Consider the following 15,565-nt stretch of genomic DNA (forward strand, 5'->3'; position numbering starts at 1 on the left):
GGGTACCTCCTCAGTAGGCGCCGGACAGCAGCGCGCCGGCGCCGGGCACGATGGGCTCCAGGTTCAGCGCCTTGAGCATGGCGTAGGTGGTGGCGATGGCGGCAGTGACCACGGGCTTGCCGGTCTGGGCTTCCACCTTGGCCACCGCGCTGAGCGAAGGCATCTGCACGCAGGCCGACAGTACGATGACGTCGATGCCGGCCAGGTCCAGTTCGGCGACGATGCCGGGCAGGTTCGCCGGGTCGTGACGGGCCACGGCCAGGTTGTCGGCGATCTCCAGCGCGTGCCAGACCTTGACCTCGATGCCTTCGTGCTCGATGTAGTCGACCACCAGTTCGGTGAGCGGCTTCATGTAGGGGGCCACCAGGGCGATACGCTTGGCGCCCAGTACCTTCAGCCCATCCACCAGGGCGCCCGCACTGGTGATGACCGCCGCTTCAGCATCGTTGTCACGCGTGACCTGGGTCAGCCGGGCCTGGGATTCTCGATGATAACCACGGCCCATGCTCATGATTGCCACCAGGCAGGCGTAGCCGAGCACGTCGACGCGGGCATCGGACAGCTCGGCGGCGCAGCGGTCCGATTGCGCGTCCATGGCGGCAAGCTCTTCCTTCTTCACATGCTTCATCCGCATGCGGCTCGAATGGAAGGTAAAGCGCTCGGGCCGGATCAGCTGGCGTGCGCCAAGCATGGCCGGAATCTCGGTTTCCATGGTGGTGTTAGAACTCGGCACAATCTGGCCGATACGGTAGAGGCGTTGCATGCTGTTCTCCTTGTGTTCAGTAATCCGGCAGCGGTCTCGGCGGCCGGAGCGTTGCGGGCCCGCGACCCGGCAGGCCTTGCTCAGGCCAGCGCGGGCTCGGCGGCGAAGCGCTCGCGGCAGGTGGTGGCGTCGTATTCGTAGATCCATTCGGCACGGATGCCCACGGCATTGGGGTTCTGGGCCTGTGCTTTCTGGTAGGCCAGGTCACGCTGGCGCAGCTCTTCGGGGGTAGAGAGGTGGTAGGTCTTTCCGCGCTCGCGCGCCTGCAGCTGCACCTGCGAGGTGCGCGGGCGCCGCTCCTGCTCGTAGGCTTCCAGCGCGGCGGGGACGTCGCCATTGAAGTGAGCCAGGGCCTGGGCCAGCACATAGCTGTCTTCCAGGGCCATGGCCGCCCCTTGGGACAGGAACGGCAACATGGGGTGAGCCGCGTCGCCCAGCAGGGTTACGTTGGGGCTGGACCACCGGGCCATGGGATCATGATCGAACAGGCCCCACTTGTAGGTCTGGGAGGGGTCGGTTCGCTCGAACAGCTGGATAAGATCGCTGTGCCAGCCCGTATAGGCGTCGACCAGCTCCTGGGTGGAGCTAGGCTCGGTCCAGGATTCCTTGACCCATTCGTCCGACTCGGCGACCGCGACGATGTTGACCGCCTTGCCGCCTTTCACGTAGTAGGTCACCACATGCGCCTTGGGGCCCATCCAGAAGGCGGCGTCCGGGCCTACGAAGGGGAGGGGGTGCTGCTCGACCGGCACCAGCGCGCGCCAGCACATGTGGCCGGTGAACTTGGGCTTGTGGCTCCCCCAAAGCGCCCCGCGCACGGCCGAATGGATGCCATCGGCGCCGATGATCAGGTCGGCTTCGAAGGTGCTGCCGTCGCTGAAGGTCGCGGTGGCCGAACCTTCCCCTTGCTGGACACCGGTGCACTGCACGCCGAAGGTTACCTGCGCAGGCGGCAAGCCTTCACACAGGATCGCGTGGAGGTCGGCACGGTGGACATGGAAGAACTCGGCGCCGAAGGCCTTGATGCTGGTGTCCTTGAGCGGGGTACGGAACAGCTCGCTGGCGGTTTCCCAGTTACGCCCCACCATTGCCTCGGGCAAGAACCCAATGCGCCGCAGCCCCTCTTCCACGCCCAGCGCCTTGAGTACCTTGACTGCGTTGGGGGTCATCTGCACGCCGGCGCCGATTTCACCGAACCCTTGCGCGCGCTCGAACAGATGAAACTCGATGCCTAGGCGGTGCAATGCTCGAGCCAGGGCCACACCGCCGATTCCGCCGCCAATCACACCGATACGAAGCTTGCGAGTCATGAACTGTTTCCTTATTAACTGCGTGTTTAATTAATTTCGCGCATAAGCCTAACTGTCGAACGTGAGCACCCGCCGTCAGGCGCCTAGGTAGGCATTCAACACGTCTGGGTCCTTGAGCAGGTTGGCGGCCTCGTCACTGGCCGTGATACGCCCGGTTTCCACCACATAGGCCCGGGAGGCGACTGACAGGGCGTTGTAGATGTTTTGCTCGACCACCATCACGGTCACGCCATGGGCATTGATCTCACGCACCACGTCGAACACGTCGTCGGCCATCTTCGGTGACAGGCCCAGGCTGGGTTCGTCCAGCAACAGCAGGCGCGGCTCGGACATGAGCGCCCGAGCAATGGCCAGCATCTGCTGTTCACCGCCACTGAGCGTCCCGGCGAGCTGCTTCTGGCGTTCGCGCAGGCGAGGGAAGCGGTGGAACGCCTTGTCCACGCGCGCCTCCACCTCGCTGTTGGAGCGGCACAGGAAACCGCCGAGCATCAGGTTCTCCCTGACCGTCATGGCCGGCCAGATGTGGCGCTCTTCAGGGCAGTGGGCAATCCCCTGGCCCACTATGCGGTCCGCGCTCCAGCCAGTGACAGGTTTACCATCCCAGATGATCGAACCCGCGGTTGGCTTGAGCAGGCCGGAAATGGCGCGCAGGGTCGTGCTCTTGCCCGCGCCGTTGGCGCCGATCAAGGCGACGATCTCGCCTTTGGCAACATCCAGGTTGATACCGTGCAGCGCGGCGGCTTTGCCGTAGGCCACATGCAGGCCACGGATCTGTAGCAAGGGGGTTGTGGTGTGGTTCATGCGCGTGCCTTCCCGAGATAAGCCTCGACGACCTGTGGATTGCCCTGCACCTGGGCAGGCGTGCCTTCGGCAAGCTTCTGCCCGAAGTTCATCACCACCAGGCGGTCGCAGATACCCATGACCAGCCCCATGTTGTGCTCGACGATGATGATCGACTGCACCTGGGTCTGACGCAGTTGCCTGAGGGTTTCGCCAAAGGTCATGGCTTCCTGGCTGTTCAATCCAGCAGCCGGTTCGTCCAGCATCAACAGGGTCGGCTTTGCCGCCAGCGCAACACCCACCTCCAGCAGCCGCAGCTCCCCGCAGGACAATTGGTTAGCCGGGGTATTGAGGCGCCTGGCTAGGCCCATGGTCTCGGCGATGTGTGCGGCGCTATCGCGCGCCGCCTGCTCGGCCTGGCGCACCTTGGCGCCGGGGAAAAAGGTGCTGGCCAGCGATTGCCGGGTGCTGAGGTAGTGGCCGGCCAGTATGTTCTCGAACACGGTCAGCGACTTGAGCACACTGGTCTTCTGGAAGCTGCGTACCAGGCCACGCTGGGCGATGGCGTAAGGCTTGTGCCCGGTGATATCGTGGCCACGGAACATTACCCGGCCGGCCGAGGGCGTGTAGAAGCCGGTAACCAGGTTGAAGCAGGTGGTCTTGCCCGCGCCGTTGGGGCCGATCAGGCCGAATATCTCGCCTGGCCTGACCTCGAAATTGATGTCCTGTACAGCCTTGAGGCCACCGAAGGTCTTTTCCAGGCCATGGACCGAGAGCAAGGGCGCAGGGAAAGGTTGCACGCTCATGCCGCACCTCCTTTGGAAAGGCGAGGGAGTGGGGGTACGGTGGTAGCCACACGACGCTCCCGGCGAAGGGTCAGGAAGCCCATCAGCCCCTTGGGAAGAAACAGAACCACCAGCATCACGATCAGGCCGAAGATCGACAAGCGAAGCTCCTGGAACTCGCGCAGGTACTCTTCTGCCAGGGTCACCACCAATGCGCCCACCAAGGGCCCCAGGAGGGTGCCTTTTCCGCCGATCAGCACCATGATGATCATGGTGGCCATGAAGCTGAAGCGGAACACATCGACGCCTACGAAGGAGATGTAGTGGGCATAGAACCCGCCGGCCAGGCCGGCGAGGAAGGCGCCGAGGACGAAGGACCGCAGGGCATGGGCAAAGGGCCGGATGCCCACTGACTGCGCCACATAGCGATTCTCGCGTACGGTCACTGCCGCGCGCCCGGCGCTGGAGTACACGAACCTGTAGGAGAGGTAGAGCGCTAGGGCAGCGATGGCCAGGGCGATGTAGAAATACACACGCTTGGCCAAGAGGGTAGAGCCCGCCGCCAACAGGTCCGGTTGCGGGATGCCGGCAATGCCCATGGGGCCATTGGTCAGCCCTACCCAGTTATTGGCCACGATGCGCAACACCTCGGCGAAGGCCAGGGTAATGATCACGAAATACGGGCCTTGCAGGCGCAAGGTGATCGCGCCGATCAACAGGCCGAAGAGCGCGGCCACCGCACCTGCCAACGGCACCGTAAGCCATAGGGGTAAGCCGAAGGTGGTCGAGAGGATGGCCGCAGTATAGGCCCCCAGCCCGAGAAAAGCCGTGTGCCCCAGGGAGAACTCGCCCACATAGCCAAGGGTCAGGTTCAGGCTGCTGGCCAGCACGCAGTAGAACAGCACCATGATGCCAATATGGAGGAGGTACAGATCGTTGACCACCAGGGGGAAGAGCGCGGCCAAGGCCGCCAGTATCAGTAAGGTATTGCGTTCCAGTGCCATGTCACGCTCTCTCCGCGCGGGCCGAAAACAGGCCGTAGGGTTTGAAGATCAAGGTCAGGATCACGATGACGAAGCCGATGATGTCCACCATCCCGGTGGAGACGTAGCCGCCCCACATGGCCTCGGCCACGCCCAGCACCAAGCCGCCGACAATGGCGCCGGCAAAGCTCCCCATGCCGCCCAGGATCACCACGACGAATGCCTTGAGGCTTACCACGCCACCGACGGCGACCTGGGCCGAGTAGATCGAACCCAGCAGCATCCCGGCCGAGGCGGCCAGCACCGCGCCAAGGGCGAAGGTGCTCGCGTAGACATGGGCTGTCTTGATGCCCGCCAGTTGCGCCGCCATCGGATCCTGGAAGGTGGCGCGCATGGCTCGGCCCAGCTTGGTCTTCTTGATCAGCAAGTGAGCCGCCAAGATCAGCGCCGCGCAGACCGCCACGGCAAAGATACGCATCTTGGTGAGCACCACGGGCCCCAGGAATACCGGCGCGTTGGACAGGGGGCCGTCGATCTTCAAGGGAGCCGTCCCTGCCAGCAGCAGGGCCGAGTTGGCCAGGAAGATCGACAGGCCAATGGTCAGCAGAATGCCTGGCTCCTCGCCCTGGCCGCGGACGCGCTCAATGAGGAAGCGGTCCACCATCCAGCCAAAGGCCGCCATGACGGCCGCTACCACTAACAGGCCCGAGAAGAAATCCAGGCCCAGGCGTGCCGTGACGAACCAGCCCAGCACCCCGCCTAGCATGTAGAACTCGCCGTGAGCGAAGTTCACGACGCGCATCAACCCGAAGATCAGGGTCAGCCCAAGGGCGGAGAGTGCATAGAAGCTCCCGGTCACCAATCCGTTGGCTAGAAACTGCAGGAACAGATCCATGGCTCATTCCCCCCGGGCGGTGAGGGTGGACGGGGGCTGGACCTCGGTCATTTCCACGACCCTGGGCTGCTTGCCCTCGATTTGCACCAAGGCTGCGTTGAAGCCGTAGGCTTGCCCGTTGGCGGTGAAGCGGTAGCGCCCGTTTGGCGCCTGGTAATCGGTGGCCTTGAGGGCGTCTCGAATGCTGGCGGCATCCGTGGAGCCGGCGCGCTCGATGGCGTCCATCAGGATATTGGTAGCGTTGTAGCCCGCGGCCGCATATTTGTCGGGCGCTTGTCCGTATTGCGCTTGATAGGTTTTGACGAAGTCCGTGTTTGCCTCGCCTGGCAAGCTGGCCACATAGGGGACGGCGGCATAGATGCCCTCGGAGGCTTCGCCCACCAGGTTGACGAAGTCCGACGTTGCCCAGGAGCCGACGCCGAAGACCTTCATGTCAATGCCAAATTCCTTGAACTGCTTGACCAGTACCGCGCCATCCTGGGTTTCGGCCGCGACGAACACACCATCGGCACCGGAAGTGCGAAGCTTGGCCAGCAACGTATAGAAGTCCGTGGTGCCATGGTCAAAATATTCCGTAAGCACGTTTTCCACGCCGCGAGCGGCCAGGTCCTTGGAAAATTCCTCGACACCACCGCGGCCCCAATCGTCGTTGACCCCGATATACGCGACCTTCTTGAGCTTCAGGTTGTCGGCCAGGATCTTTGCAAAGGCATTGGCCAATAGCGCGTCGGTCTCGGCCGAGCGGAAGAAATAGGCGTTGCCTTTTTCCGTCAGGTCGGCCTTGGAGGAGACCCCTGTGAGGAAAGGGAGCTTGTATTTCTCCGCGACCGGCATGACGGCGGCAGTGGCCGAACTGCAGAAGGCACCGGAGAGTACCGCTACCTTGTCTTTCTGGATCAGTTTCTCCGCAGCGTTTACCGAGTTGGCTGGGCTGCATTGACCGTCCTCGATCACCAGCTCCACAGGGCGACCCAGCACGCCGCCTTTTGCATTGCGCCTTTCCATGGCCAGCTTGGCGCCGTTGACGTCGGCTTTACCGTTGTAGGCCACCGATCCGGTCAGGGGCTGGATTACCCCTATCTTCACCGTCTCGGCAGCCAGCGCTAGCATCGGCGCGGTGCCGAGAACCGAAATTGCAATCACTTGAGCACATCTCAAAGCACGCATCGTCTTTCTCCCGAGAACCGCTTGATTCGGCTTATCTAGCCGCCAATTGCAGGTGTGTACGAAGGCTGTCCACGGCTTGGCCGTCCCGCTAGAACTGCAAATTTTGGGATTGCTAAAAGCAGGTAACACCCCAACGGCAATAATTAATCAACTAGTAAATTAATAAAGCATGGAGCGTGCCAGTCGGTCGTGGTGCTCGTATTAGGGGGCTGCGGCGATAGGCCTGTTACAAGCCCTCGTTTCTTTCAGTTACAAATCGGTGCACACATTAGGTTCATGCCCAAGTGTGACGCACCTATGGCCCCATCTGATGATCAGAATTTGAACGTTTTATCCGGAATAAGCGGGTCCACTACCGGACGTGGATACCTCAGCTTATTTGTGCCCCGGCGGGCTGGGGCAAGACTGAACCGGGTTTTACCTGACCCAGAAAAGTGTTCCGCTCCGACACGCAGAAAGCAGGCGAACGGGCTTGGTATGCCTTTGGAAGGCGAGCGGTGGGGCAGTAGGCCATGACGATTTGAAAAAAGCCGCATTCACACGCTTTACTGCCAGTGGGTTATCTATTCAGGCAAGCCAGCAACAGCGATGATCAATGAAACACTGGCGGGCGCCGTTAAAGCTTGGCTCACCCGCATGTGGAGCTCATCTGCCTCGGCATGGAGATAGCGGCTCGTCGTGTCCAGGCGCGCGTGCCCGGCCAGGGAGCGCACCATGACAAGATCGCCCGTGGCCTGAGCCAGGTGACTGAAACAGGAATGCCGCAGCCAGTGGGTGGTGGCTTCCGCCAGCCGCTCGGCCAGCTCAAGCTGCTCGCCCGCGCGGGCCAGGTCCGCAGCCCGCATCATCAGGTCGATCATGGCTTTCAGTACGGTGCTGTTGCTGGCCCGCTTGCGCTTGCTGTTGGCGGCCATCAGCAGCGGTGTGTCCTCGTCTGCAGCAATTGCCGTCGGCAAACCAAAGACGGCCCGGTACCGCCCGAGCTCCTCATAGAGCGCTTCCGGAATAGGTACCTCCCGCCGCTTGCTGCGTTTGCCATGGACGGGCAACCATAACTGGCCGCTGGCGGAACGGCGCAGCGCGCGCATGTCGGCCCCAGTTGCCTCGAAGGTTCGCAGCCCGGTGAGGTAGAACAGGCTCAGCATGAAATGATCGCGTGCGCGCTTGAGCGGGCTTTTGGTCGCCGCGATGGCCTCGAACGCCAGCGCAATCCCTTCGGGCGGCAACAGGCGCTGAATGCCGGGATCGATCGGCGCCGCCGGCTTCTTCACCAGCGCGACCGGATTGCCCTTGAGCCACCCGCCCTTGACCATCCAGCTGTACAGACTGCCCAGCTGTACCAGCGCGTACCGCTGCGAGGCGGGGCTCAACGGTCCGGCAAAGGGTCGCCATTCCGGGTGCTGCCGCGGCCGCTTGACGGTGGACACCCACACGTCGGCCGGCTGCGGGTCCTGCAGGAAGCGCACATACGCGCGCACGTCCATCACACCCACCTGGGAGAGCTGCTTACCGCGGACATGCAGTGCCCAGAGGATAAAACGCTCGACTTCCTTGCGCATGGCGCGGCGGGTCTTGGGATTGTCGGTTGTCGCCTCGAGCCAGATGGCGGCAGCCTCGATGTCGGACCGCGCCTGGATGAGGTCGGGAAGGGCATTCGCGCCGCGGTGCGCCTCGGGTACCTGTACCTGCTCGAGCGCAACGGTCTGCTGAAAATCGATCGGCTCGGTACCGGCCACGGTCAGCACCTGGGTCATCCGAACGTACTCCGCGTTTTGCCGGTGGAGACCACCCACTCATCCATTTCATCAGGGGTGAGCCACTGCAGGAGGCCGCTGGGCGATTCGCAGCAGTACTCCTCCTGGGGCTCCGCGTGCGCGTTCACCCCCAGCCGGGTATCGCTGACGACCAATACCGCCCCCTCCGACGCAAAGCTGCCGATCTCCCGGACCACAATCAGCTCCGAACGCACCCCTACATACCCCCGGTAACGGAAACCATTGGTCCCATAGGCCGAGTCGTCCAGATCTTCTTCTTCGTCATCGGCCCAAGGCAGCGGTGTCGGTGGCGATGCAGCCGGGGACGAGTTCATGACCGGACTGGCCGCCTCCGCAACTCCGACACAAGTCCGTGGCCGCGGCGGATGGAGCGCCAGACGCGCCGCCGTAGCCGCAGCCCGCTCGCGGCGGGTCAACTGGGGCAAGGCGCGCACCAGGTCATCCCACCGCGTTTCCCGGGCAGGGTCGGCCGCCACCCGGCTCAGCGTTTCAGGTCGCACGTTCCAGCGCACGGCCGCGTCTGCCATGCGCCAGCCCCGCTGGCGAATCAGCGCCTTGAACTCCGACGGGCTCAACCGGGGTGGACGGAGCAATGCGAGGCCATTGGCGACTTGATCCACAGCGCAAGTTTGTCCTTGTTAACCGATTGAATTCATAGAAATAGGACAGAGCCAATCGCTGGATAGCGGCGAGCCTGGCTACCGCCAAGCTTACCCGCTGGACCAGTCACGGGCAAAAAATTCGTGATAATAGGAAGTAATCACGAATTTTTTAAATCTACGATATTTTTCATATCACTTGCAGTATGGATATAATCATACCGAATCGACCGGATTTTTGCGATTCCGGGCCGTTTTGGCCCTAAAAGAAGGGCTAGGCCCTGCAAAATCGGCCGCCTCAAAAAGCCCTTCAACCCCTCACCCCGGAGCACTTTTAGTGACTACACCCGCCACCGCCCGCAGCGGCCTGCCGAAAACCCGCGACCTGGTGCGCCACTACGCCGGGCAGCTGCTCGAGGCCGGCGCCGAGGTATCGGTCACGGCGATCCGCGCGCGAATCCTCGAGGAGCACGGGGTGAGCGCTTCACCGAACGTGGTGGGGGACGAGGTGAAGCAGTTCTGGGCGCGCACCGGGCCGCTGCTGAATGCAAGGTTGAAACGACCAGGCATCCCCGAAGCGGTGGGCCAGGCGCTGGACGCGGTGTGGGACGTGGCGCTGAACGAGGCCACCGCCGCCTATGCGATCGAGCGCTCGCACTACCAGGAGCAGGCCGAGCGGGCGCAGCGCGAGGCCGCAGAGGCGCAGGTAGAAGCCGAGCAGGCGACGGGGCGCTTTGCGGACCAGGAACGGCAGATCGCGTTGCTCACCGAGCAGGTGCAGCGCCTCCATGCGCAGCTGGACCGCGCACAAGCGGGGAGCGAAGCCCTAAGGCAGGAGCTGGGCGAATTGACGGCGCAGCATCGATCGCTGGACCAGCGTCACCGCGACGAGCTGGCCAGGATCGACACCACGCACGGGGCCGAGCAGGAGCGGCTGGCCGAAACCCATGCCGCCGAGCTGGCCCGCCTGCAGGCCGTGCATCAGGCAGAAAACGCCGCGCTGCGCGCCGAGGTCAGCCGGCAGGCCGATATCTTCGAAGGCACGGCCAACCACCTGATGCAGGAAACCAGCCGCGTGCGGGATGCCGTCAGGGTGGAAACCGAGCGGTTGACCCGCGAACTGAGCCACAGCCGCGACCTGGTCGAGCGGCTGCGGGTGCAGCGCTCGGACGCCAAGGAGGAAGCTGCCGGGTATCGGGCGCAGGTCGACAGTCTGGCCGCGCAGCTGCAGCCGCTGCAGAAAGCCCACGAGCGGCTCGAGGCCCGGCACGAGGCGCTGCTGGCAGCGAAAGCGGAAGGGCAGGGGTGAAATGGCGGATTGGGCATGAAGCTGGATACCGAAGAAATAGGGAAGCAGCTCGCTGAAGCACCGTTCAACCGAACCTGAAGCAGGTGGTCTATTATCCGGCGCTACAGGTACGCCGGCGCTGCGCCACGCTGAAGATTCAACACATTGAGACCGCCATGACCGACCTGACTGAAGAAGAAATGCGCCGCGCCCTGTTTGGCGCCGCGGAGGCGCCTGCACCCACGCATGTGCACATCCCCGATCCCATGGAGGCTATTCCGGACGTGATCATCGTCCCGCCGGCGGCTGTGGCGAAAAAACGGAAGGTCGACAAGGCGTTTACGCCGAGGCTCAAGGTCACGCTCAGGGTGGGGAATGTCTTTGAAGGCAAAACGGAAGAACTCGTGCATGAGGCCGATACGCTGAGCACGCTGCTGGCGGAGCAGGAGGCGGTGAAGGCGGCTCGGAAACGCTTTCGGTATGTGGAGGTGGTGACGATCACGCCCAATTGAGGTGTCACGGCTCAAACCCTGCCTAGTAAATCAAGGATGCCTAGGGGTCGGCTCATTGTGGTCCAGCCGGCGTAGAGGAGCATCCACTTGCGCTGGGAGAGACCGTGAGCAATTGCAGGCGTACGTAGCCATGGCAATCGTTCGGCGCGCAGTTTGGCGAAGGCCCAGCAATGGGCCAGTGAGGCGGAGAAGAACACCAATCGCTTACAGGAAGCCTTGTAAGCCGCCCGAGAGGACTGAGCAGGTCGCTGTTCGACGCTTTGTGCCTAGGGACAGGGCTATGAGCGATCCCGCATTATCGATGTAGGAGCTGACAGTGCGCCACTGGGCAGGAAGCGCGTTGCTTAGGTGCAAAAAGATGGCGCGATGCCAGCCCCAGGCTTTAGGCTAGTGCCTAGACGAATGCTAGGGAAGAAAAGGTTGATATAGGCTGTACCAAGACTCATCGGCAGCGCTAATAGCCGGAAAACCTCGTAGTGGAGCAGGGTTGCGGGAAATACCCGCGAGATAAAGTAATGTTGCAGCGGTTAGTGGAGAAACTGGGTACTCCCAGTGAAAGCTTCATCCGCTTCGCCACGGGTTACAGGCGTCGCAGCGTCTGGGTTCGCTGACGATTGCACATATCATTACGGATCTCAGCCCGCACGACATGCTGATTTCCCCAATTTTCCCAAGCGTGCACTGCCATCCCGTTCCAGGTGCATAGCGTATGAGCCGTCGCATGCGTCAATGAATGAATTTTGGAAATTGAATGCAGTATGACAGTGAGCAGGAAGCCGTAGATGTCACAAGGCAACATCATTATCTCAGGTGTCAACCCGAGGGAAGCCAACCTCAAGCGAAAACTTCGCGAACACCTGCATACGCTGGGCTTTACCAGAACCGATGAGGGGGCGTTGCGCGCGCCTAGCAATGACAAGGATGCAATCCGAGTGTTGCATGGGGCTCAACGGGAAGAGCGTCTCATCGCCAGCGGCAACTTCGTTGCCCGCGCGGGTGTGAAACTGATGCAATATTTCGCCTCAGGCACCGAGGTGATTCCCAAGAAGATTTCTCCTGCATTGGAGCGGGTTTCGTCTGGCACGTGGCAGAGCGACTTGTTCCGGCTAGCATCGCTTTCTTGGTCAGTTCCGGTGTCCAGCGGCTTCGGCAGACGATTGCGCTACCTGGTGTGGGACCAGTCCAATGGCAAGCTGATGGGCATCATTGCCGTGGGTGATCCGGTGTTCAACCTCGGCGTACGTGACAAGTTCATCGGCTGGAACTCGCACGATCGAGGTGCGCGTCTGGTCAACATTATGGATGCTTATGTCCTTGGTGCGCTCCCGCCTTACAACACCTTGCTCTGCGGCAAACTGATCGCGTGCTTGCTCCGCAGTCGCGATCTGTATAACGACTTTGCCACTGCCTACGGCGCCACCACAGGCATTATCTCTCAGGAGGAGAAGCAGGCACGCCTCATGGCCGTCATTACCACGTCTTCAATGGGCCGTTCCTCGGTGTACAACCGCTTGAAACTCGATGGGACGGAGTACCTCAAGTCGATCGGCTACACCGGCGGCTGGGGACACTTCCATATCCCTGACTGGTTATTTCTGGAGTTGCGTGACTATCTCCGCCACATTGATCACACCTATGCAGATCATCATGGGTACGGCCAAGGACCGAATTGGCGACTGCGCACTACCCGCGCGGCCCTCAAAGCTTTAGGTTTCAAGGATGACTTGATGCGTCACGGCATCCAACGGGAAGTTTTTATCTGCCAACTGGCAGCCAATGCGACGAAGATCCTGCAAACCGGAAAGGGTAAGCCGGATATTCGTTCCCTCCAAACGGTTAAGCAAATCGCTGGTTTGGCACTGGATCGCTGGGTAATCCCGCGTGGCGCCAACGTCCCCGATTACCGGCGGTGGCGGTCGTCGGACCTAATTGCTTTGTTTGGTAGCCAAGCACAATTGCTGCGCCCCGAGATCCACCTAGACAACGCAATGGCGAACGCTTTCGGAAACTAGGGACGCAGAGGGGACAGGCCTTGGATTATGCCGTCAATACGTTAACCAATAAGGTTGAGTCAGCAGAGCAGGCCACACGCAAGGGCCGTTATGTGTGCCCTATCTGTCGTGAGAAGGTATTGCGTCGCGCTGGGGTCAAGAAGAAGAAGTGTTTTGCCCATTGGCCGGGCTTCGGTTCGGCACAGTGCGATAATTTTGTGCCCGGGCTTTACGGTCAACACGGAGTCGGACTTGCATTGTCATCGCGGCCCATGCGCAGCATGGAGTTACGACTAAAAATCGAAAGAGGGAAAAACCGCGCTGCCTGGTATCTGGAACTGACGCTACCGCCCTGTCGGCCTTGCGAGGCGAGTTTCACCCTTGACGTAGGCAATGGGGTCCTTCAGGAGATCGACATGCGCGGAATGCCGAACGGCCGCCGCGTGACAGTGGAGTTGGCGCAGGAGAGTTTCCGCATCGTGTCGTTTCGGGGCTCCCCCGATCGGCATTTTGCCGATGGCGTGGAGCGTGCCTGTGAGGGGCTACCCACCTTCGGGGCCGCCGTGTTCACGGCCTCAGGTAGTAACGGCACACCGGGCTTTCCCAGAGCGAAGGAGCTCAAAAAGGAGAGTAGCTACGCATTGCTGTGGAAGGCTCCGGACAACCTGAAATTTCCAGAGGAACTGGTACCTGACAGATTCGATAGCCGTCAAGGCTGGAATCTTGCCCTCGTCACGGTCCCCACGTCACCCTCCACAGCCTGTGCAGAATGGCTGGAATCCCTGACGGGCTTGACCATCAATGGGTCAGCACCAAGTATTTCAATCGCCTGGCCTTTTATGGCCCGCAGTTCCAGTTTGAATTCCGCCGAATGTATTGTGTCCGCCGCAATCATTGTCGTTGCCCGAGGAATGCCGGTGGGACAGACCGCTAGCGGACCCACCATGCTGCTGCTGAGCGAGCAAAATCGGTTATCGTCAACCGGCGTGGAACGAGATCCGGCACTGTTTGCCCTGATACCTGACAGCCGTCAGCAGTTTCACGTGGCCAATGCTGGTACGTCCGAGATCGAGAAATATCTATCAACGACGCTCCAGGTCGACGCTACGGCAGATTTGCCTGGGGTTGAAGTGGCTTTTACCAACCCTGCAGGTGTGCGCCTGGTCGTGCCTTTCGGAAAAGCTCGATGCAAGGAGTGTATCGCACTGGCCAGAATCAACCAGATGAGGCTGGAATACCTGACCATTCCTCCTGGGGCGTCGGGCTCGGTTTACCTAGAACGCGCCGCGACTGGCCTCAGGTACGAACTGGCAGCCAGTGACCTGAGAGCGCCCTACAGTTCGCACCAACGCCTGCTTGCACCGGAGTTACAAGCGATTGTGATCGACGGTTTGACTGATGCTGCATGTCATGTCGACCTTGATTTCGGCGGCTTCGGCCGGCTGCGTTTGCACGGTAACGCACTACGCTCATCGGACTCGGGCATTGCTGTGCCGAGTCTCAAGCCGGCGATGCGCTTGAGACTGCGCAGTTTTATGACACAACTACAGGGCTCTGCGCTGATCCACGTTGACGCCGACGATGATCAGCTGGTTTATGCGCTCAGCACTCTCCAACCACAACCTCCGCTCATTCCGCATTACCGTGCCCTGATCAGGGAGGTTATCGCCTGCGGTTTTGAGGTCAAACCTACAGGGAAAAGTGTCTCACCATGAGTTACTATTACAGCCAGGAGGCTAGAGTTCGGATCTCGGCGTTCGAGCAGCAGTACCTTACTGAGTTTATTGAGGAAGTACCGCATAGCTATCGGAAGTCCTGTTATGACCGTCTATCCGCCATTGACGGTTTTCGCAGCGGCTCACCCATGGATTTCAAAGCGAAGCAAAAGCGACTCATCAGTCATCTTTTGCATCCGCCAGGCGGTCAGAAAAGTGAAGCCGATTGGAAGACCTTCGCCAACTTTTGGGTTGCGTGGGCGAAAAATCATCTGCATAGCGATTTCCCCGCCGGTGACAAATTGCCGCCTGCTAGTGACGCTGGCCCGCTTTTTCTGATGCAACTCGCTGAACGTTTCCCGGAGGCCCCGCGGGAAACGGTAGAACGCTTGATCGCATTTAGTGGGTTTGCTGACCACGCCGATGCTCAGGCAGCGCTAAGCAAATTTCGCCCCGCGTCCATGGTGGCACGCGATCGACTGCTCGACGCCTTGCCGGATCGCGTCGGTACCATCGAGAGCAGCGTCGAAACCCTGGAAGCGGCGACGGATGCTGTTACCGAGCAACTCAACGCACTGCAGTCGAAGGCCACCAACCTGGCTGAAGAGTTGGGGGGCGTCAGTGAGCGCGCCACGCAGTTGACAAGCGACCTTGTGGAGCTTCGCGCACTAGCAGAACGCCTGCTTACCGGGGATGAGCAGTTGGCATCGACCGTCCAAGCATTGGAAGAGAACGCTAAGCGAGCCGGCGAGGCCGCCGAAGCGGCCGATGACACCGCGCGGTCCTTGTGCGAAGCGGTAAAGGTACTGTCTGACCGGTCACATGTTTGGGATGAAGTGGCGGCTCACCTCAGTGCTATCGAAAATCAACTGCTGCCCATTACTGCACGAGAAATAGCATGGGTGGAAACCGCTGAGGCGGTTGCGCGGCTGTCGGAACGCCTGGAAGCCTTGCAGGGTAGTGTTGGCACAGCACGGCGCGAAACCGCCTCTACGTCGCAGG

14 protein-coding genes are annotated in these 15,565 nt (G+C 61.2%); 5 read left to right on the top strand and 9 right to left on the bottom strand.

Annotation, left to right across the window (positions count from 1 at the left end; all coding sequences use genetic code 11):
• Positions 1 to 10: 10 nt before the first annotated feature.
• The 9 genes from BN1188_RS00675 to BN1188_RS00715 all read right to left on the bottom strand — a co-directional run bounded on the left by BN1188_RS00675 (position 11) and on the right by BN1188_RS00715 (position 9,078).
• Positions 11 to 763 (bottom strand): maleate cis-trans isomerase family protein, encoded by a 753-nt coding sequence (locus BN1188_RS00675; protein WP_040259240.1) that lies wholly within the window; start codon positions 761 to 763, stop codon positions 11 to 13.
• 80 nt (positions 764 to 843) lie between these two features.
• Positions 844 to 2,073, bottom strand: coding sequence for an FAD-dependent monooxygenase (locus tag BN1188_RS00680; RefSeq protein WP_040259241.1), 1,230 nt, complete (start codon positions 2,071 to 2,073; stop codon positions 844 to 846).
• A gap of 75 nt (positions 2,074 to 2,148) precedes the next feature.
• A complete protein-coding gene (locus BN1188_RS00685) occupies positions 2,149 to 2,874 on the bottom strand; it encodes an ABC transporter ATP-binding protein (RefSeq protein ID WP_040259242.1) in 726 nt (241 codons plus the stop codon).
• A complete protein-coding gene (locus tag BN1188_RS00690) occupies positions 2,871 to 3,659 on the bottom strand; it encodes an ABC transporter ATP-binding protein (protein ID WP_040259243.1) in 789 nt (262 codons plus the stop codon). Before BN1188_RS00690 ends, BN1188_RS00685 begins: the two co-directional genes overlap by 4 nt.
• A complete protein-coding gene (locus BN1188_RS00695; protein ID WP_052469092.1) occupies positions 3,656 to 4,642 on the bottom strand; it encodes a branched-chain amino acid ABC transporter permease in 987 nt (328 codons plus the stop codon). The genes BN1188_RS00690 and BN1188_RS00695 overlap by 4 nt, the downstream gene beginning before the upstream one ends.
• 1 nt (position 4,643) lies before the next feature.
• Positions 4,644 to 5,516: a branched-chain amino acid ABC transporter permease gene (locus BN1188_RS00700; protein WP_040259244.1), complete on the bottom strand. Its 873-nt coding sequence runs from the start codon at positions 5,514 to 5,516 to the stop codon at positions 4,644 to 4,646.
• Between the two features lie 3 nt (positions 5,517 to 5,519).
• Positions 5,520 to 6,659 carry an ABC transporter substrate-binding protein gene (locus BN1188_RS00705; protein ID WP_198293219.1) on the bottom strand — a complete coding sequence of 380 codons (1,140 nt, stop codon included), beginning with the start codon at positions 6,657 to 6,659 and terminating at the stop codon, positions 5,520 to 5,522.
• 587 nt (positions 6,660 to 7,246) lie between these two features.
• Positions 7,247 to 8,437 carry a tyrosine-type recombinase/integrase gene (locus BN1188_RS00710; protein WP_052469094.1) on the bottom strand — a complete coding sequence of 397 codons (1,191 nt, stop codon included), beginning with the start codon at positions 8,435 to 8,437 and terminating at the stop codon, positions 7,247 to 7,249.
• Positions 8,434 to 9,078 (bottom strand): hypothetical protein, encoded by a 645-nt coding sequence (locus tag BN1188_RS00715; protein ID WP_052469095.1) that lies wholly within the window; start codon positions 9,076 to 9,078, stop codon positions 8,434 to 8,436. The genes BN1188_RS00710 and BN1188_RS00715 overlap by 4 nt, the downstream gene beginning before the upstream one ends.
• 316 nt (positions 9,079 to 9,394) lie before the next feature.
• On the opposite strand from BN1188_RS00715, the gene BN1188_RS00720 reads away from it, so the two are divergent.
• The 5 genes from BN1188_RS00720 to BN1188_RS00740 all read left to right on the top strand — a co-directional run.
• Positions 9,395 to 10,366 (top strand): DNA-binding protein, encoded by a 972-nt coding sequence (locus BN1188_RS00720; protein WP_052469096.1) that lies wholly within the window; start codon positions 9,395 to 9,397, stop codon positions 10,364 to 10,366.
• Positions 10,367 to 10,521: 155 nt separating this feature from the next.
• Entirely contained in the window at positions 10,522 to 10,857 is a 336-nt protein-coding gene (locus BN1188_RS00725; protein ID WP_040259245.1) for a hypothetical protein, read from the top strand.
• Between the two features lie 782 nt (positions 10,858 to 11,639).
• Positions 11,640 to 12,869, top strand: coding sequence for a Druantia anti-phage system protein DruA (locus BN1188_RS00730; protein WP_040259246.1), 1,230 nt, complete (start codon positions 11,640 to 11,642; stop codon positions 12,867 to 12,869).
• A gap of 20 nt (positions 12,870 to 12,889) precedes the next feature.
• A complete protein-coding gene (locus BN1188_RS00735) occupies positions 12,890 to 14,563 on the top strand; it encodes a competence protein CoiA family protein (RefSeq protein ID WP_148485228.1) in 1,674 nt (557 codons plus the stop codon).
• A partial coding sequence (locus tag BN1188_RS00740) for a hypothetical protein (protein WP_040259248.1) occupies positions 14,560 to 15,565 on the top strand: 1,006 nt, incomplete at its 3' end. The genes BN1188_RS00735 and BN1188_RS00740, both read left to right, overlap by 4 nt.

The organism is Pseudomonas massiliensis, from assembly GCF_000826105.1.
In the GTDB taxonomy this organism is placed as follows: domain Bacteria; phylum Pseudomonadota; class Gammaproteobacteria; order Pseudomonadales; family Pseudomonadaceae; genus Aquipseudomonas; species Aquipseudomonas massiliensis.